At 71.5% G+C, this 17,830-nt stretch carries 14 protein-coding genes, 1 tRNA gene and 2 pseudogenes; 12 read left to right on the top strand and 5 right to left on the bottom strand.

Features of this window, described 5'->3' with window-relative positions:
• Positions 1 to 357: 357 nt before the first annotated feature.
• The gene (locus DEI97_RS14835) at positions 358 to 945 is read left to right on the top strand and encodes a CDP-alcohol phosphatidyltransferase family protein (RefSeq protein WP_111073750.1); all 588 of its coding nucleotides are present in this window, start codon (positions 358 to 360) and stop codon (positions 943 to 945) included.
• Positions 946 to 1,260: 315 nt separating this feature from the next.
• On the opposite strand, the gene mscL is transcribed toward DEI97_RS14835, so the two are convergent.
• Positions 1,261 to 1,767 carry a large conductance mechanosensitive channel protein MscL gene (gene mscL / locus DEI97_RS14830; RefSeq protein ID WP_111073749.1) on the bottom strand — a complete coding sequence of 169 codons (507 nt, stop codon included), beginning with the start codon at positions 1,765 to 1,767 and terminating at the stop codon, positions 1,261 to 1,263.
• 35 nt (positions 1,768 to 1,802) lie between these two features.
• Here mscL and DEI97_RS17775 point away from each other — a divergent pair, with 35 nt between their 5' ends.
• Positions 1,803 to 2,042 carry a hypothetical protein gene (locus DEI97_RS17775; RefSeq protein ID WP_308202994.1) on the top strand — a complete coding sequence of 80 codons (240 nt, stop codon included), beginning with the start codon at positions 1,803 to 1,805 and terminating at the stop codon, positions 2,040 to 2,042.
• A gap of 62 nt (positions 2,043 to 2,104) precedes the next feature.
• Here DEI97_RS17775 and DEI97_RS17805 read toward each other — a convergent pair.
• Both DEI97_RS17805 and DEI97_RS14820 read right to left on the bottom strand, forming a co-directional pair.
• Positions 2,105 to 2,197 (bottom strand): annotated as a pseudogene (locus tag DEI97_RS17805) (FmdB family zinc ribbon protein); the annotation flags it as partial.
• A 1-nt stretch (position 2,198) separates the two neighbouring features.
• Positions 2,199 to 2,783, bottom strand: a complete 585-nt coding sequence (locus DEI97_RS14820; protein WP_111073747.1) for a 5-formyltetrahydrofolate cyclo-ligase — start codon at positions 2,781 to 2,783, stop codon at positions 2,199 to 2,201.
• 103 nt (positions 2,784 to 2,886) lie between these two features.
• On the opposite strand from DEI97_RS14820, the gene galU reads away from it, so the two are divergent.
• From galU to DEI97_RS14785, 7 genes are all read left to right on the top strand, one after another.
• Positions 2,887 to 3,777, top strand: coding sequence for a UTP--glucose-1-phosphate uridylyltransferase GalU (gene galU, locus DEI97_RS14815; RefSeq protein ID WP_111073746.1), 891 nt, complete (start codon positions 2,887 to 2,889; stop codon positions 3,775 to 3,777).
• An 89-nt stretch (positions 3,778 to 3,866) separates the two neighbouring features.
• Positions 3,867 to 4,526: a GNAT family N-acetyltransferase gene (locus DEI97_RS14810; RefSeq protein WP_111074169.1), complete on the top strand. Its 660-nt coding sequence runs from the start codon at positions 3,867 to 3,869 to the stop codon at positions 4,524 to 4,526.
• Positions 4,527 to 4,665: 139 nt separating this feature from the next.
• Positions 4,666 to 5,772, top strand: a complete 1,107-nt coding sequence (locus tag DEI97_RS14805) for a hypothetical protein (RefSeq protein WP_111073745.1) — start codon at positions 4,666 to 4,668, stop codon at positions 5,770 to 5,772.
• Between the two features lie 75 nt (positions 5,773 to 5,847).
• Positions 5,848 to 5,923 (top strand) — tRNA-Ala (locus DEI97_RS14800).
• A gap of 213 nt (positions 5,924 to 6,136) precedes the next feature.
• On the top strand, positions 6,137 to 8,032 hold the full coding sequence (locus DEI97_RS14795) for a glycoside hydrolase family 25 domain-containing protein (RefSeq protein WP_111073744.1): 1,896 nt from the start codon (positions 6,137 to 6,139) through the stop codon (positions 8,030 to 8,032).
• Positions 8,033 to 8,126: 94 nt separating this feature from the next.
• Positions 8,127 to 8,561 (top strand): VOC family protein, encoded by a 435-nt coding sequence (locus DEI97_RS14790; protein ID WP_111073743.1) that lies wholly within the window; start codon positions 8,127 to 8,129, stop codon positions 8,559 to 8,561.
• Between the two features lie 73 nt (positions 8,562 to 8,634).
• Positions 8,635 to 9,696 carry an amidase domain-containing protein gene (locus tag DEI97_RS14785; protein WP_111073742.1) on the top strand — a complete coding sequence of 354 codons (1,062 nt, stop codon included), beginning with the start codon at positions 8,635 to 8,637 and terminating at the stop codon, positions 9,694 to 9,696.
• A 103-nt stretch (positions 9,697 to 9,799) separates the two neighbouring features.
• Here the strand turns inward: DEI97_RS14785 and DEI97_RS14780 are convergent, their stop codons facing one another.
• Complete coding sequence (locus tag DEI97_RS14780) at positions 9,800 to 11,146, bottom strand: putative hexosyltransferase (protein ID WP_181439136.1); 1,347 nt, start codon at positions 11,144 to 11,146, stop codon at positions 9,800 to 9,802.
• Positions 11,147 to 11,262: 116 nt separating this feature from the next.
• On the opposite strand from DEI97_RS14780, the gene DEI97_RS14775 reads away from it, so the two are divergent.
• The gene (locus DEI97_RS14775; RefSeq protein ID WP_111073741.1) at positions 11,263 to 12,114 is read left to right on the top strand and encodes an alpha/beta fold hydrolase; all 852 of its coding nucleotides are present in this window, start codon (positions 11,263 to 11,265) and stop codon (positions 12,112 to 12,114) included.
• A gap of 191 nt (positions 12,115 to 12,305) precedes the next feature.
• Here DEI97_RS14775 and DEI97_RS17765 read toward each other — a convergent pair.
• A pseudogene (locus DEI97_RS17765) lies at positions 12,306 to 13,733 on the bottom strand (glycoside hydrolase family 2 protein); the annotation flags it as partial.
• 396 nt (positions 13,734 to 14,129) lie between these two features.
• On the opposite strand from DEI97_RS17765, the gene DEI97_RS14765 reads away from it, so the two are divergent.
• Positions 14,130 to 15,749 (top strand): glycosyltransferase, encoded by a 1,620-nt coding sequence (locus DEI97_RS14765; RefSeq protein ID WP_258376628.1) that lies wholly within the window; start codon positions 14,130 to 14,132, stop codon positions 15,747 to 15,749.
• The gene (locus DEI97_RS14760; protein WP_111073740.1) at positions 15,746 to 17,830 is read left to right on the top strand and encodes a right-handed parallel beta-helix repeat-containing protein; all 2,085 of its coding nucleotides are present in this window, start codon (positions 15,746 to 15,748) and stop codon (positions 17,828 to 17,830) included. Before DEI97_RS14765 ends, DEI97_RS14760 begins: the two co-directional genes overlap by 4 nt.

Below are 17,830 nucleotides of genomic sequence, written 5' to 3'. Positions count from 1 at the left end.
TCGGCCCTCCCGTCGGGCTGGGCGCCCGGCAGGCCCGGTCACGTCGACCACGGAGCAGCTCACCGGTTCGTGGACGCCCGAGGCGACCACCCCACGGACGGGAGGCGCGCAACCGACCGCACCCGAGCCTCCCGTCCCGCAGGGGGTCGCGGACACGTCGCCCGCGCCGTCCGTCGGTGTCGTCCGGTCCGGCCGTCGCGTCACCACCAGGCCCGTCCCCGGCAGCGACCCGACCCCGTCACCCGAGCCCCCGCGGCACGAGACGGGGGAGAACGATGACCGGCTCCTCCGCGACCGGCCGCCGCACTGGGGCTGACCGGTACGCTGGGGGTCCTGAACCCCGAACGGAAGCGTGTGATGACGGAGCCCTCCCGGCGGACCCGGCCCGACTGGCAGACGTGGCCGAACCTCATCACGATGGTGCGGTTCGTCCTCATCCCGGTCTACGTGGCGCTCGTCGTCGCCGGCCACCCCGGATGGGCACTGACCTCGCTGGTCGTCCTCGGCGTCAGCGACTGGGCGGACGGGTTCCTGGCCCGCCGCCTGCACCAGGAGTCCGAGCTCGGCAAGGCCCTCGACCCGATCGCCGACCGGCTGGCGATCGTCGCGATCGTGCTGTCCCTCGTGCTCGTCGGGTTGCTGCCGTGGATCGTCGTCGTCATCGTGGTCACGGTCGACCTGGCGCTGCTCGCCCTGTCGAGTGCGTGGTTCCGCGGCAACCCGGGCCTCCGCGTGACGTGGACCGGCAAGATCCGGTCGGCGCTGCTGTTCGTCGGGCTGCCGGTGCTGCTGTTCTCGTCCACCTCGGTCGCGGTGGACCACCACTGGATCCGGAACGTGGCGCTCGTGTTCGTCTGGCTCGGCACGGTCGGACACGTCCTGGCCGGGCTGCAGTACGCGGCGGAGATGTCCCGGAAGCACCGGACGCAGCGCGCCCCGGCGTAGGTGCCTCCGCCGCGCGCGGCGCCCCGGCGCGCCCGCGTCCCTCCGCCGAGCGGTCACGACACCCCGTTCACCTTCCGGCTCGACGGGGTGTCGTGACCGCTCGGCGCTACGCCAGCGGGGTGTCGTGACCGCTCGGTAGGGGTCGCTCCGGCCTGACGTGCGACCCACGGGAGGCCCGGCTGACGCCCGCCACGCCCGCGTGGCACCCTCGACTGGTCACGACACCCCGCTCACCTTCCGGCGGAACGGGGTGTCGTGACCGCTCGGCGTCGGGTACGCGGGGTGTCGTGACCGTTCGGCGGGGGCGGCTGCGCCCTACAGCTTGGTCGAGCCGGCGATGCCGGGACCCTCGGGAGCGGTCGACGGTGCGACGTGGGCGCCACCGCCGGTCGGCACGGACGCCTCGTCACCACCCTGTCGACGGAGCAGGTCGCGGATCTCGAGCAGCACCTCGACGTCGGTCGGCGGGACGTCCTGCGGCGTCTGCTCCTCGTTCTTCTTCACCCGGTCGAACGCGACCTTCTTCAGGTGGTTCACCGGCACCACGAGGGCGAAGTACACGACCGCGGCGACGATGAGGAAGTTCAGGACGGCGCCGATCATCGCGCCGAACAGGATGTCCGCGCTGCCGCCGGAGACGGTCGGGATCTTCCAGATCAACGCTCTGTCGAGGCTCGACGCGTTGAACACCGCACCGATGAGCGGGTTGATGAGCGAGTTCACGATCGTCGTGACGATGGCGGTGAACGCCGCACCGATGACGACCGCGACGGCCAGGTCGATGACGTTGCCGCGGAGCAGGAACTCCTTGAAGCCCTTCACGTGAGCCCCCTTCTGTCGTGGACGGCCACCGAGCGGTGACCCGCTCCAACCTATCCAGCGGGCGCGGAGTCGGTCAGGATCCCGAGGTCGTCGACGATCCCGAGCTCGACGTGCTCGGCTTGCTCGCGGACGACCCGGAGCTGGACGACCCGGAGCTGGACGCCCCGGAGCCGGACGACCCGGACGCAGACGACCCGGAGCCCGACGCGCTGGAGCTCGACCCCGAGCTGCCCCCGCCCTCGCTCTTCGGCGCCGGCCGCGAGTCCGTCCGGTAGAAGCCGCCCCCGTTGAAGGTCACGCCGACCGGCGAGAAGACCTTGCGCAGGACCCCGCCGCAGACCGGGCACTCGGTCAGGGTGGCGTCGGAGAACGACTGCTTGATGTCGAACGCGTTGTCGCACTCGGTGCAGCGGTACGAGTAGGTGGGCACGTCAGCTCCGGAACGTGATGATGCGCGACGGCGTGATGATGCCGTCCACGGGTTCGTCGTGGGCTTCGCGCGGGACCTCGTCGAGGTACTCCGCATCGAACACCACAGCATAGACGGGCGGGCGCTTCGCCATGGACCCGAGCGTCTTGTCGTAGTAGCCCCGGCCCCAGCCCATCCGGACACCGTCGTGGCCGACCGCGGCGGCCGGGGTGAGGATCGCGTCGACGTCGTTGATCGCGAGGGGGGAGAGGACCTCGCCGACGACCTCCGGCATCCCGAACAGGCCCTCGCGCTCGGAGGTGCCGTCGCCGACCGCCCAGTCGAGCAGCCCGTCCTCGCGGGTGACGGGCAGGAGCACCCGGATGCCCTGCTCGAACGCCCAGTTGAGGAACGGCCGGACGTCGGGTTCGTCGGGCGCCGAGAGGTAGACGGCGACCGAGGCGATCTGCCGTTCCTCGACGAACCGCTGCAGGGTCGCGGTGAGGGACAGGGAGTCGGTGTCGCGTTCGGTCGAGGTCCGGCTGCGCCGCCGCTGCCGGAGGTCGGCTCGCAGGGCACGCTTCTCGTTCCCGAGATCGGCGGTCATGGCGACGAGTGTAGCGATCGCGGGTGATGCGGCTTCCCGCCGATCTCGGTGTCCCCCTATCCGTTGACATGCCTCGGAAAAGGGGATCGGATACGGTCGCTGCATGGGCTTCCAGATTTCGAAGGCCGTGATCCCCGCTGCAGGGCTGGGCACGCGCTTCCTCCCCGCGACCAAGGCGATGCCGAAGGAGATGCTCCCCGTCGTCGACAAGCCGGCCATCCAGTACGTCGTGGAAGAGGCCGTCGACGCGGGCCTCACCGACGTCCTCATGATCACCGGGCGCAACAAGAACGCGCTCGAGAACCACTTCGACCACGTGTCCGAGCTCGAGGAGACCCTCCGCAAGAAGGGCGACCACGAGAAGCTGCAGAAGGTCAACCAGTCGACCGACCTCGCGGACATGCACTACGTCCGGCAGGGTGACCCGCTGGGCCTCGGCCACGCGGTGCTCCGCGCGAAGATGCACGTCGGCCGCGAGCCGTTCGCCGTGCTCCTCGGCGACGACATCATCGACGCCCGCGACCCGCTGCTGAAGCGCATGATCGAGGTCCAGGGCGAGAAGAACGCCACGATCGTCGCCCTCCTCGAGGTCCCGGAGTCGCAGACCCACCTCTACGGCATCGCGACGGTCGAGCCGACCGACACCGACGACGTCGTGAAGATCACCGGCCTGGTCGAGAAGCCGGCGCAGGGTGAAGCCCCCTCGAACCTGGCCATCATCGGCCGCTACGTGATCCGCCCCGAGGTCTTCGACGTCCTCGAGAAGCAGGAGCCCGGCAAGGGCGGCGAGATCCAGCTGACCGACGCGCTCATGAAGATGGCGAGCGCCGAGGAATGGACAGGGGGCGTGTACGGCGTCGTGTTCCGTGGACGCCGCTACGACACCGGTGACAAACTCGACTACATCAAGGCGATCGTGCAGCTCGCCTCGGACCGTGCGGACCTCGGGCCGGACCTCAAGTCCTGGCTCAAGGAGTTCAACGCGGGCGAATGAGTCGACCCATCCCGCACGGGTCCGGTGCACCCGGGCCCGTGCGGGACACCCGTCCCGACCAGATCGGGACCCCGGAGGAACCAGAAGCGATGACGACGATCCCGACCCTCACCCACGGGCGGGTCACCATCCGCCCCCTCCGGGTCCGTGACTCCCGCGACCTCGACCTCGCGCTCGCCGGCAACCGCTCCTGGCTCCGCACCTGGGAGGCGACGAACCCCTCCGGCATGGCGTCCTCGGACGTCCGCGGGAGCATCCGCGCACTGCAGGCGAACGCTCGGGCCGGGTTGGGCCTCCCGTTCGCGATGGAACTGGACGGTCGGTTCGTCGGCCAGCTCAACGTGTCCGGGATCACGTACGGCTCGCTCGCCAGCGCGTCGATCGGGTACTGGGTCGTGCAGGACGCGGCCGGCCACAACGTGACCCCGACCGCGGTCGCCCTGGCAGCGGACCACTGCTTCCGCGTCGTCGGCATCCACCGTCTCGAGATCTGCATCCGTCCGGAGAACGCGCCGAGCCTCCGCGTCGTCGAGAAGCTCGGCTTCCGGTACGAGGGTCTCCGTCGCCGGTACATCCACATCAACGGTGACTGGCGTGACCACTTCTGTTTCGGTCTCGTCGGCGAAGAGGTGCGGGACGGCGTCCTCGACCGCTGGGTCCGCGGACAGGTCCCGCTCGGCACCGGGCGCGTGCCCGAGGACGCCTGGGACGAAGCGGCCGTGCCGCTCCCCGTCTCGCCGCATGGCTGAGCCGGTCCGCAGCCGCCGGTCCTCCTGACACAGCTGTCGGTCGGGAGGCCCGCCCTCCGTCCGACGGATCCGTCACGACTCGCTCGACACGCTCCCGGCAATGGGCGTCCCGGAGGTGCGCTCCCCCTACCGTTGCCCCATGGGATTCGGGACCTGGGGCGGCGGCGTCGTGCTGCTCGTGGCGGCAGTGCTCTGGGTCGTGTACCTGATGCCCGCGTGGGCAGCGAGACGCGAGTACCTGGCGACCGAGCGGAACGCCATCCGACTGCAGCAGACCCTCCGCATCCTGGCGCAGACCGCCGAGCTGCCGGACGAGGTGCGCGTCGAGATGAACGCGAAGTCCCTCGCCGAGGCCCAGCGCGTCGCCCGGTCCGAAGAGGCCAAGCGTGCCGCCATCGTCCGCGCCCACGAGGCCGCACGGCAGCGCGAGATCACCCGTCGTCTGGCCGCCCAGGCGCCCGTCCTCGAGCAGGTGTCCTCCGTGCCCGCACTGACCGCGATGCGGATGCGTCGCTCCCGCCTCGGCGCCACGATCCTCGGCACGCTCGGGCTCGTCACCGCGCTCGTCGTCCTGGTCACCGCGCCCGGGGCCTGGATCCTCGCCGTCGCCGGACTCGTCGCCGCTGCGGGGTCCGCCGCGGTGCTCGCGCAACTGCACCAGGTGGCGACCGCACGGCGTCGTCGGGCCGCAGCCGGTGCGCCGGAGCAGCGCCGCGCCTCCCGTCCGGCCAGCACCTGGACCGACCCCGCACCGCCACTGTCGACCGAGCAGCCCGAGGCCGCACCGGTCGAGCGGACGTGGACGCCCGGGGCCGTCCCGAAGCCGCTGTACGTGCAGGCCCCGGTCGCGCCCGAGCCGTCGCCGGAGTCGTCGGCCGTGCTCGCTGCCCGGCTGCGGGAGCGGGTCGCGCAGGCGAAGGCCGAGGCCGAAGCCGAAGCCGCGGCGATCCGGGCCGGTGAGTCCGACCCGTCGCTCGCACGGGTGTCGCGGATGCGGGCCGACGTCGAGGAGGCCGCGGCGGCACTGTCGTCGCACGACCAGGGACGGCTGGCGGAGCGGCTCGGGTTGCGGGCGGCGCCGGTGGCCGGACCGGAGGCGTCGGCTGGCCCGAAGGCGGCTGGGTCCGCACCCGAGCCCGAGGCCCCGTCCGCGCCGAGCCGCTGGGCCGGGATGGGTGTGATCGGCGATGACGCGTACGGGCAGACCGACCTGGACGCGATCATGCGTCGACGTCGCGCCGTCTGACCGGCAGCGGCACGCCCGACCGCCGCGGCCCGATTTCGGATCGCTGCACCGCGGTGCTATCGTGGTCGAGCACTTGGGGCTATGGCGCAGTTGGTAGCGCGTCTCGTTCGCAATGAGAAGGTCAGGGGTTCGAATCCCCTTAGCTCCACCAAGTAGGACGACAGGCTCGGGACCATCGGTTCCGAGCCTTTCGTGTTCGGGCCGTGCCGTGTTCGGGCCGTGCCGTGTTCTGACTCCCGGTCGAGGTGTCCCTGCCGGAGGGCATCCGGCTCTCCACAGGTCCCTTCCTGGGGCTGTCGGCGCGTCAGGTCCGGCCCCTAGACTCCTGCTGCGCCCGGGTCCGGGCAGACACCAGGGGAGTGCCATGCACCGCTTCACACGAGCGCTCGCGACCATCGCGGCCGCCGCCGTCGTCTCCACCGGGCTCGTCGTCGGCCCGGTCGCGTCGGCCTCCGCCGCCACGACGGTCGGCGGGACGGCCGCAGCGACGACGACGAGGACCGCGCCGGCCTTCGGTCGGTACACGCCGCTCGCTGCACCGGCGGTCTGGACCGGCACCGCGCGGACGACGCCGACGACCGTGACGCTGCCGGGCATCCCCGCCTCAGCGACCGCCGCGACGCTGGTCGTGCAGGTCGCCGCCCCCACCGCGGCCGGCGTGGTGTCGGTGGTGCCGGTGGGCAGCAGCAACCGTCCGCCGCTGCAGGACTACGTCCGCGGCCGTGCGGTCGCCGGCAGTACGACCGTCGCGGTCTCCCGCGGGCGGGTGCAGGTCGTGCTCTCCGCCGGGACGGCGTCCGTGTCGCTCGTGGTCGCAGGCTCCTACAGCAGCAGCGGTTCCACCTACACGGCGGTGACGCCCGGGTCGCTCTTCTCGGGGGCGGTCGCGGCGAACAAGGCCACGACGGTCCGCGTCGCCGGGCGGGCCGGGGTGCCCGGCGGTGCGACCGCGGCGGTCCTCGACGTCCGGGTCGGCAGCCCTGCCGCGGCGGGCAGCGTCAGTGTCACCCCGCAGGGAGTGGTGAACCGGGCCGCGGTCACCCAGGCGTTCTCGTCGAAGGGGCTGTCGATCGCGAACACGGCGACCGTTCGGCTGCCCGCGAGCGGTGCGGTCGACGTGCGCACGTCCGGGGTCGCCTCCGGTGTCACGGTGACCGTCCTCGGCTTCTGGTCCACCAGCAAGTCAGGTCTGGTGTTCGTGCCGGCCGACGGCGCGCGGGCCGCCTCGACCACGGTGAAGTCCACCGTGCAACGGGTGCGTGTCGCCGGTGTCGGCGGCATCCCCCTGACCGCGCGTGCAGCGGTCCTCACGGCTCGGACCACGGGACTCAGCGCCAGTGGCTGGTTCCACGTCGGTGCGGTCGGCGCTGCCGTCACCCAGACCCAGGTCGTCGCGAAGGCGCAGGCGCTCGCCGCGTCCGTGACCGTGCCGATCGCTCCGACCGGCACCGTGCAGACGCGTGCGAAGGCGGGCAGCGGGGTGCTCGACCTGGACGCGGTCGGCTACTTCGTCGACGGGTCCTCCGGCGTCGGCACCGGTGCGGACGTGTCCTGGCCGCAGTGCGGGTCGGCGCTGCCCACCGACCACGCGTTCGGCATCGTGGGTGTGAACGGTGCCCTGGCGAACACCACGAACCCGTGCCTGAGCAGCGAGCTCTCCTGGTCCGCACTCGCCGCCGGTGGTACAGCGCAGCCGACGGCCCAGCTCTACGTGCTCTTCGCGAACCCCGCAGCCGCAGCTGCCTCGGCCTGGCCGACGTCGAACGTCTTCAAGGGGTACGCACCGAAGAACCCCTACGGCTCCTGCACGACCCGTGCTGGCGGGAAGCCGCAGAACAGCCCGGCGTGCTCGTTCCTCTACGGGTACGCCCTCGGCGGCGACGACGCGACCAAGCGCGGCGTCGCGGCGCCCGGTTCTCACCGCTGGTGGATCGACGTCGAGACGCAGTTCTCCCACCAGTCCGACACCAGCCTGAACCGAAGTGTGCTCGAGGGCATGATCGCGGGCCTGAAGAGCGGCGGGGCGACGACCATCGGGTTCTACTCGACGGCCAGCCAGTGGACGACCGTCGCCGGCGCGGTCCCGAAGACCAGCGCGGCGTACGGGCGCAGCAGCTGGATCGCCATCGGACCGGGCACGCTCGCGGCGGCGCAGAAGGCGTGCTCCGGCACGGGACTCGCCGGTGGGAAGACCGTGATGACCCAGTACGTCACCGCGTTCGGGTCGACGACGATCGACCGCGACGTCTCCTGCACCTGATCCGCCCGGGTCCGGCCGTGCTCGTGCGTCGTCGAGCGTCCTTGCGGCCGCCCGGGCTCGCTGGCACGATGAGCCCCGGACGAAGGAGCCCATCATGACCTCACGACTGAACCCGTACCTCGGCTTCCGCGACGACGCCCGGCAGGCGCTGGAGTTCTACCAATCGGTGTTCGGCGGGGACCTCCGCATCGGCACGTTCGCCGAGATGGGTGCCGTGCAGGACCCGGCGGACGCGGACAAGGTCATGCACGGTCAGCTCGAGACGACCCGGGGCTACGCGCTCATGGCGTCGGACACCCCGGCGTCGATGAGCCGGTCCGAGACGAACAACATCTCGATGTCGCTCTCGGGGGACGGCGACGACGCCGACGACCTCCGCAGCTACTTCGCGGCGCTCTCGGAGGGCGGCACCGTGCTCGAGCCGTTGACTAAGGCGCCGTGGGGTGACGAGTTCGGCATGGTGACGGACCGGTTCGGCGTCACGTGGCTCGTCAACATCACCGCGACGCAGCCGTCGCCTGACGCCTGACCTGGGGCTCCCGGGTGGGGCTGCCGAGTCGGTCGGCGGATCTCCGACCGCGTCGCATAGCCTGGGTCACGTCATGACTGCCCCGATCACGCGCCGCTCCCTCCTGTCCCTCGCCGGCATCACCGGTGTCGGCTTCGTCGCCGCTGCCTGCTCGTCGGACGGACCGGGTGCCGGGTCGTCCTCGGCGGCTCGCGGTTCCGGCGCTGCGGGCTCGGGGGGCGCCTCCAGTCCGACGAAGGAGGCCGCCGCGAAGCCGACCGCCACGTCCGTGCGGCCCGCGGAGGTCCCGCTCGCCGGCGGTGTCACCGTGACGGTCACCGGCACCGGGCTGGCCTCGGTGGCGGGCGTCACGGTCGGCGGTGTCGCCGCGCGCGACGTGTCGGCCACCTCCACGACGGTCACCTTCACGGCTCCGCACCAGGCGATGTACACGGCGGGATCGGCGGACGTCGCACTGTTCACGACCGCGGTCCGTCCGGTGCCCTCGGCGAACCAGACCTCGGACGGCAACGGCAGCGCGGCCAACGACGGCCAGGTCGGTGCGACCCAGGACTCCACGACGGCGACGCCCACCCCGACGACGGCTGCCGTGCCGGATGCGAGCTCCGCGGTCGCGACCACGACGGTGGCCTACGCCGCGAAGACCGACGTCGACCGGCAGCTGCAGTACGCCATGCGGCACTGGTCGGACTACAACACCGCCGAGTACGGCACGATGAACCCGATCGGCGGGGACTGCGCCAACTACGTGAACCAGACGCTGCAGGCCCGCGGGTGGCAGCAGCGCAGCGACTGGTACAACCGGGCCGGTGGCGCGGAGCACTCCGCCACCTGGACCTACTGCCCGGCGATGGACCCGTGGCTCGACCAGAACGCGTCGACGTTCGGCTTGACGCGGCGGACCTCCGACGAGCGACAGCACGTCAAGGTCGGCGACATCGTCATGTTCGACTGGAACGCGAACGGCTCACCGGACCACACGACCATCGTGTCCGAGGTCTTCACCGAGTCCGACGGCACGATCCGCATCAAGTCGGCGAGCCACAACCAGGACGGGCCGTACCGGGACCTCGACGAGATGATCACCGTGCAGCACCCGGGTGGCACCGCCTGGTTCCACACGTTCGACGCGTAGAAGGCCCGACGTCACCCGACGGGGCGCGCCTGGAGCACCCGACGCGGAGCGCGCCCGAAGCACCCAGCGCGGGGCGCGCCGGAGTCACCCGACACGGGGCGCGTCAGGGGAACCCGAGGAACCAGAGCAGCACGACCGCGACTGCCTGCAGGCACACGCCCGTGACGAGCCAGCCGACCGCCCGGCGTCGCGTCGCCAGGAACACGTCCGACCCGAGCAGCGGCGCGGCCGGCATGAGCAGCCGCGGCAGGCTCTGCTGCGGCAGGAACACCGCGACCAGGTAGGCCACGTAGGCGACGACGAAGCCGAGCACCTCCGGCCCGAGCGCCCGGACGTCCCGTCGCCCGAGGAACCACGCCGTGCCCGCGAGCACCACCACCACGAGGACGAGTCCCGCCGGCCCCAGCCACCGTCCGGCCATCAGGAACCACGGCGTCAGCGGGGTGAAGTCGACCCGGCCGACGAACCCGACCCACCAGGACAGCTCCGTGTCGAGGTACGCCCCCGGACGCCCGGTGACCGCCGACGCCACGACCGGCCAGGCGAGTCCGGCCGCGGCCACCACCAGCCCGGCGACGACGACCGCCATCCGCTCCCGCCACGGGAACGGATCGCGTCCGCCGACAGCGGGCGCGTCGACAGCGGGCGCACCGACAAGGGGCGCGCCGACAGCGGGCGGACCGACAACGGGTCCGGCGACCGCTCGGGCCGCGCCCTGCGCTGCAGAGCCCCGCCGGTCCGCGACCCAACGCACGACCAGGTGCACCGCGAGCGCCACAGCCAGCGCCAGCACCCCCGGCCGGGTGAACGCCGCGACCACGCCGAGCACCGCCACCAGCCAGTAGCACCGCCGGACCAGGGCGAGCAGCGCCCCGAACAGCAGCAGCAGGAACATGCTCTCGGCATAGGCGACCTGCAGCAGGTACCCGGTCGCGCCGAACGCGAAGAGCGCCGTCGCCCATCGGGCACGTCGGGCGTCGGCGACCGCCAGCACGAGCCGGAACAGCACCACGCAGGCACCGGCACCGCAGACCGTCGCGACGAGCACGCCCGAGACCCAGAACGAGGCACCGGAAACGGACATCACCGCACGCACCACCCCGGGGAACACCGGCAGGAACGCCCACGGGTTCGGCACCACGTGGCCGGAGCCGTCGGTCGGCAGATCGTGGGGGTACCCGTGTTCGGCGATGGTCCGGTAGAAGGACGCGTCCCACGACCCGGAGAACGTCGCGAACGACGGGTCGCGCCGGTACGAGGTGAAGTGCCAGCCGTTCGCGGTCGCCAGCAGGTAGACGGTGCCGAGCAGCAGCGTGCTGACCACGCGGGAGGCCAGCCACAGCAGCAGGGGAGTGGTCCACCTGCTGGAGGGTGCCTCCAGGACGGCCGTGACCGTCCGACGGAGGCGGGTCGGCGCGGAGGCCCGGGTCGTCTCCAGCAGGTCCGTCACGCGCACGATCCTCCCAGACCCGGTGGTGTCCACTCGCCGCACGACGGCCAGGCTGCGTCCAGCGGCCGGGCGTTGCATCGCGGTTGACCCCTGGACACCAACCACTCGGAGGCACCATGCCGTTCATCACCGTCGGAGCCGAGAACGGGCACGACATCGACCTGCATTACGACGACTTCGGCACCGGCGACCCGGTCGTCCTGATCCACGGGTGGCCGCTGTCCGGCCGGTCGTGGGAGGGCCAGGTCCCCGCGCTCGTCGCGGCCGGCCACCGGGTCATCGCCTACGACCGTCGCGGCTTCGGACAGTCGTCGCAGCCGTGGGGCGGCTACGACTACGACACGTTCGCGGCGGACCTCGACAAGTTGATCACCGAGCTCGGCCTCTCGGACGTCACCCTCATCGGGTTCTCGATGGGCGGCGGCGAACTCGCCCGCTACGTCTCCACCTACGGCACCGGCAAGGTCGCCAAGCTCGTCTTCGCCAGCGCGGTGCCGCCGTACCTGTGGAAGTCGGACGAGAACCCGGACGGCGGCGTCGACCAGGGCCTGGCGGACTGGTTCGCGAACGGCATCACTGGCGACCGTCCGGCGTTCCTGCACGAGTTCATCGACAAGTTCTACACGGCCGGCGGCACGGTGTCGTTGACGCACAAGCCGCTCGTCAGCGACGACCAGCGGGCCTACGACCTGGCGATCGCGGAGCTCGCGTCGCCGAAGGGCACGCTCGACTGCACCGTCGCGTTCGCCACGACGGACTTCCGCGACGACCTGACGAAGGTGGACGTCCCGACGCTCGTCATCCACGGCGACGCCGACGGGATCGTCCCGTTCGAGGTCTCCGGCAAGCGGACCGCCGAGGCGATCCCGAACGCGCAGGTCCACGTCATCGAGGGTGGGCCGCACGGCGTCCTCGCGTCGCACCGTGACGAGTGGAACGAGGCGGTGCTGCGCTTCCTGGCGCAGTAGCCGGTTCGCTGCACGGCGGCGGCCCGGCGGGCTGTCGCAATGACGGACGGGAGGCCCGTGACCAGCTGGTCGCGGGCCTCCCGTCCGTCGTCGTGTCCGGGTCCGTCGTCGGCGTAGGTCCGCGCCAGACGGTCGCCGTCGCCCTCGTAGTCGTGCACCGAGAGGATGTCCGAGTCCGGGTGCTCCCAGCCGTCGTTGGAGATCACCGGCCGGGTCGCGTCGAGTGCCCGGGTGACGTCCGCCAGCGCTCGGGCGTACGCCTGCTGCGCCGGGTCGGTGGCGATGTGCTGCACGCCCCAGCTCTCGTTCGCCGGCACCCAGGTCACGATCGAGGGGTGGGAGGCATCGCGCTCCACGGCGTCCATCCACTCGCGCATCAGCCGCTGCACCGCGGTGGGCGAGAACGCGTAGGCGCCGGGGGCCTCGCCCCAGACCATCAGGCCGAGCCGGTCCGCCCAGTACAGGAAGCGCGGGTCCTCGATCTTCTGGTGGTTCCGGGCGGCGTTGAACCCGAGCTCCTTGATGAGCTCGACCTCGCGGCGGAGGGCCTGTCGCGTCGGCGCGGTCAGGTGCGAGTCCGGCCAGTAGCCCTGGTTGAGCACGCTCCGCACGTCGATGCTGCGGTCGTTGAGCAGGAACCGGCCACCGCCGATCCGCGTGGTGCGGACGCCGAAGTACGAGCTCACGGCGTCGGTGGCAGCCCCGGTCGGTGCCACCAGGGTGACGACCGCGTCCACCAGGCGTGGTGTGTCCGGGCTCCACTGCAGCTCCTGCTCCGCCTGACCGTTCGCCTGGCGGGCGATCGGCACGACCAGCTCGCACTCGTGCGCGGTCGGGCTGACGGTGGTCTCGACCGTGGCGAGGTGCTCGTCGTGCTCGGTCCAGGTCGCCTCGACCCGGAGGCGTGTGCCGGCCGGGTGCTCGCCCGTCAGCCGGACGGTCAGCCGCATCGTCTCGTGGTCGACGTTCGTCCAGCGCAGCGAGTGGATCGCGGTCGTCGGGACGGCCTCGAGCCAGACGGTCTGCCAGATCCCGGTGGTGCGGCGGTACCAGATGTCGTGCGCCTGCTCGTGCCAGTCCTGCTTGCCGCGGGGCTGGGTGAGGTCGTGCGGGTCGTCCTCGGCGCGGACCACGAGGGTGTGGGACGTCGTGCTGCCGGTGCCGTCGGTGCTGCCGGTGCCGGTGCCGGTGCCGGTGCCGCTGCCGGTGCCGCCGGTGTCGGCGCCGGAGTTGCCGGTCCCGGTCCCGGTGCCGGTGTTCGGGGCGCTGGCGAGCGCCTCGGTCACGTCGAGGGTGAAGGGGGTGTGGCCGCCCTCGTGCTCGCCGATGAACTGCCCGTCGATCCAGACCCGCGCCCGGTGGTCGACCGCGCCGAAGTGCACCAGCACGCGAGGTGCGTCCGCCCCGAACCCGGCCGCGGTCAGGTCCGCCGCCGTGATCTGCCGCGAGTACCAGACCACCGGGTGGAAGCCCGGCTCGCCGATGCCCGAGGCGACGGACTCCGGCGGGAACGGCACCCGGATGTCGCGAGCGTCCGGGAACCCGTTCCGCCACGCGGGGTCGTCGCCGGTGTTGCGGAAGGACCAGGTGCCGTCGAGGTCCGCCCAGCGGGAGCGCATCATCTGCGGACGCGGGTACTCGCCGTCCTGACGACTGGCGAGCGGGAGGACAGGAGCGGCGTCGTTGCCGAGGTGCGCGTTCATGACCCCATGCTGGCGGACGCGGTACATCGTTGTACAGGGGCTGGAGGCGGCCGTTCCGAGCGTGTGCGGCCCTCCGCGACCCGCAGACCACACAGGTCCGGAAAGCGCGAGTGCCGCACTCCCGCAGCGGCTTGCGCGAACGCGCAAGAGTGCCCCGCAGCCCCTTGTCGCGTGGTCGGCGCTCCGCCTAGCGTCCTCAGCACGACGCCGTACCGACCGTCGTGCGAGCCACCCACTCGCCGACCGTCCGCGCCCGGCCACCCACCGAGCGCCCCGGATCATCCACCCTGCCAGTCCGAAGGACCCGAACCCATGGACACCCTGGCCGCGCTCGCCGCATCCCAGACATCGACCCAGGTCGTCATCGACCAGCTCGTCGCCTTCGGCCACGAAGCCCTCAAGTACGTGCCCGTCGGCATCGCCGGTGTGATCGTGTGGGCCCTGTGGCTCTACCGCGTCGTGCTGTCGGCGCGGGCGAAGCCGGTGGTCAACGGCTTCCGCACCACGACCTCCGTCGTCGTGCCGAGCTACCACGAGGACCCCGACATCCTGCTCCGTTGCCTCGACACCTGGCGCTCGCAGAACCCCGACGAGATCATCATCGTGCTCGACATCGCCGACACCGAGGCGTACCAGCGCATCGTCGCCGTGGGCGACCCGACCGTGAAGCCGATCCTGTTCCACCACGTCGGCAAGCGCAGCGCCCTCGGCCAGGGCATCCGGCTCGCCCGGTACGACGTCGTGGTCCTGGTGGACTCCGACACCAGCTGGGAGCCGGGACTGCTCGAGAACGTGCAGATGCCCTTCGTCGACACCACCGTGGGCGGTGTCGGGACGCAGCAGAACGTCTACCAGCGGAACTCGAGCATCTGGCGGATCATCGCCGACTGGCTCGTCAACCTGCGCTACTTCAACTACGTGCCCGCCATGGGTGCCGCCGGTGCGGTGCCGTGCCTGTCCGGACGCACCGCCGCCTACCGTCGCTCGGCCGTCCTGCCCGTGCTCGACAACCTCGAGAACGAGTTCTTCCTCGGCCGCCGCTGCGTCGCCGGTGACGACGGTCGTCTCACCTGGCTCGTGCTCGCCTCCGGCTTCAAGACCGTGCACCAGGAGAGCGCCAAGGCCCTCTCGATGTTCCCGGCCACCGGCAAGGCGTTCTTCAAGCAGCGCATCCGCTGGAGCCGCAACTCGTACCGCACCTACCTGACGGCCATCGCCAAGGGCTGGATCTGGCGCGTGCCCTTCGTCACGAAGATCACCGTCCTGCAGATCATCCTGACCCCCGTCACCATGGGCATCACCATGTGGTACCTGCTGTTCAGCCGCCTGGAACTCAGCATCGTCGGTGCGGCGTTCACCATCGCCTGGCTGCTCGCCGGTCGTGCCGTCCGTGGGTTCTCCAACCTGCGCCGTCACCCGCTCGACCTCTTCGTCCTGCCGATCCTGGCGATCGTGGTGATCGTCATCGCCCTGCCGATCAAGGTGTTCTCGTTCATCACGATGAACAAGCAGGGGTGGCTGACCCGGCACGCCGACCAGATGGGTGGCGACGGGCAGACCGCGGCGACCCTCGACGGTCCCGCATCGCGCCCGGCGGTCCAGACCACACCGGTCCAGACCACACCGGTCCAGACCACACCGGTCCAGACCACACCGGTTGCGACGCCGGCACCGATCCCGGCTCCGGCCTTCGCCATGGCGGGAGCGCCCGAGATGGCCATGGCCTCTGCGGGAGCACCCGCGATGGCCATGTCCCCGGCGGGATCACCGGAGACCTCCTCGATCGCGACGCCGACGCCGACGGCACCCGTCTCGGAGGCCCCGGCCACCGCTTCCCAGCCGACCGAGGCCGCGACCGCGACCACGTCGGGGACGCAGCGGGCGTCGCAGCCGGCAGCGGGCCTCCAGGGCGGAGAGGTGGCGGCAGCATGAGCACCGACCTGACCCCCACCACGTCCACCCGTCGTCGCCGTCGTATCGCGACCGCGTCCGCGCTCGTCCTGACGCTCGCTGGTGTCGGCGCCCTGACGCTGCCCACCGCAGCGCAGGCCGCGACCACCGGGTCCACCTCGACCGCGGCGGAGTCCTCCGTCGTCACGGGCAAGGCCTACCCGGGCAGCCCGAACAAGGAGGCGAAGCTCGTCGCCGCCGAGAACGAACGCATCTACAACGTGCGCGCGCTCGCATCGGCCGCCCGGTGGAGCGGCCTCGTGACCACCAAGCCCTACCGACTCGCCACGGGCAGTTCGTACACCCTGGTGCTCGTCGCCCGAGGCTCGGCGTACACGGTCAACGACCTCAAGCAGCTCGCGCCCTCCACGTTCGTGAAGCAGCCGGACGGGTCGTACCTGCTCAGCGAGAACATCGTCGTCGAGAACGGCGCGACCCTGCAGCTCGCCAGCCCCGACGGCCTGCACATCCACATGGAGAGCGACGACCGCGGCTTCGTGTCGATCGTCACGCAGGCCGGAGCACTGCAGATCGCCGGGTCGGCCAAGGCGCCCGTCATCATCGACTCGTGGGACCCGCAGGCCGGCAAGGTCGACACCGACACCACCGACGGCCGTGCCTACGTCCGAGTCCAGGGCGGGACCGCGACGCTGAGCTACGCGTCGTTCCGCGACCTCGGCTTCTGGAGCGGCACGACCGGCGGCGTCTCGCTCACCGGCACCGACCTGTCCACGCTCGACACCGCGTCCGGCACCCAGACGGCGAAGACCCTGCGCACCACGAAGGACGTCTTCGGCACCACCCTGCTGCCGACCGGTGCCGTCGACGGGACCACCCCGGGCGAGAGCACGGCCGCCGGGTCCTACAGCTTCGTCTCGGCGAAGATCCAGCACACCGAGTTCGACGGCAACGCGTACGGCCTGTTCCTCACGAGCGCGGACGGCGTCGTGATGTCGGACTCCACCATCGAGAACTCGCTCATCGACGGACTCGTGCTCCACCGGTACGTGACGAACAGCACACTGTCGTCCGTCGACTCGCACGACAACGGTGTGGACGGCATCAAGATGACCCGCGCCTCCACAGGCATCGTGCTCAGCCAGGTCACGGCGAACCGCAACGGCCGCAACGGCATCACGTTGAACGGTGGGGCGCTCGCCGACGGTCCGAACGCCGTCGGCATGCCGACCGGCGACTACGGCAACAACTCCCTGACCGACAGCACCGCGTCCGACAACGGGCGGTACGGTGTCGAGGTGCTCGGTGGCGAGAACGTCAAGGTCAGCGGCTCCACGATGGACGGCAACCGGATGGGCATCGTCGTCGGTCAGGACGCCGTGAAGACCACCGTGCGCAACAACGTCATCAAGGGCTCGACCCAGAACGGCATCTCGGTGCTCGACGGGGTGCGGTCGTCGGAGGTCAGCGACAACACGATCGCGGGCGCCGACATCGGGATCTACAGCCGGGCGTCCGACGCCGACGTGGACGGCAACGAGATCTCCGGCGCACGGACCCACGGCGTGACCGTGGTCGGTGCCTCGAAGGGCACGACCGTGACCGACAACTCGGTGTCCGGCCGCGGACCGAGCGCCATCGACCTGGCACGGTCCGACGACGCGGTTCAGCACGGCAACACCACGACCGGGTGGCACTCCACCAAGCCGCTGCTCGTGACGCTGCGCGGGATCTTCCAGCCGCTCACCGTGCTGTGGCTGATCCTGCTGCTCATCGTCGTGGTCGCCGCCATCGGTGGTGTCATCCGCGGCCGCCGGGGCGAGGCCCGCGAGCACCCGTACGCCAAGCTCGCACCGCTGTCCTCGTTCACCCGTGGTGTCGTCGACCCGACCACGCTGGGCCTCCCCGCGTCGCCGATCTCGTCGCCGATGGCCGAAGCCGCCGCGGACAGGGTCGGCACGGACCGAGTCGGCACGGACCAGGGCACCGACCGAGTCGGCACCGACCGGGTCGGCACGGACCACGACGGCAGCCGGCATGCAGCCCACGCCGCACGGTCCGACGCCACCGACGTCGATGCGGCGCTCGCCGCGGCGGCCCGGTGA

This window comes from Curtobacterium sp. MCLR17_032, from assembly GCF_003234795.2.
Taxonomy (GTDB): domain Bacteria; phylum Actinomycetota; class Actinomycetes; order Actinomycetales; family Microbacteriaceae; genus Curtobacterium.
Note: the sequence above shows the minus strand (reverse complement) of the source record. Positions and strands in the feature narration are given on the sequence as shown.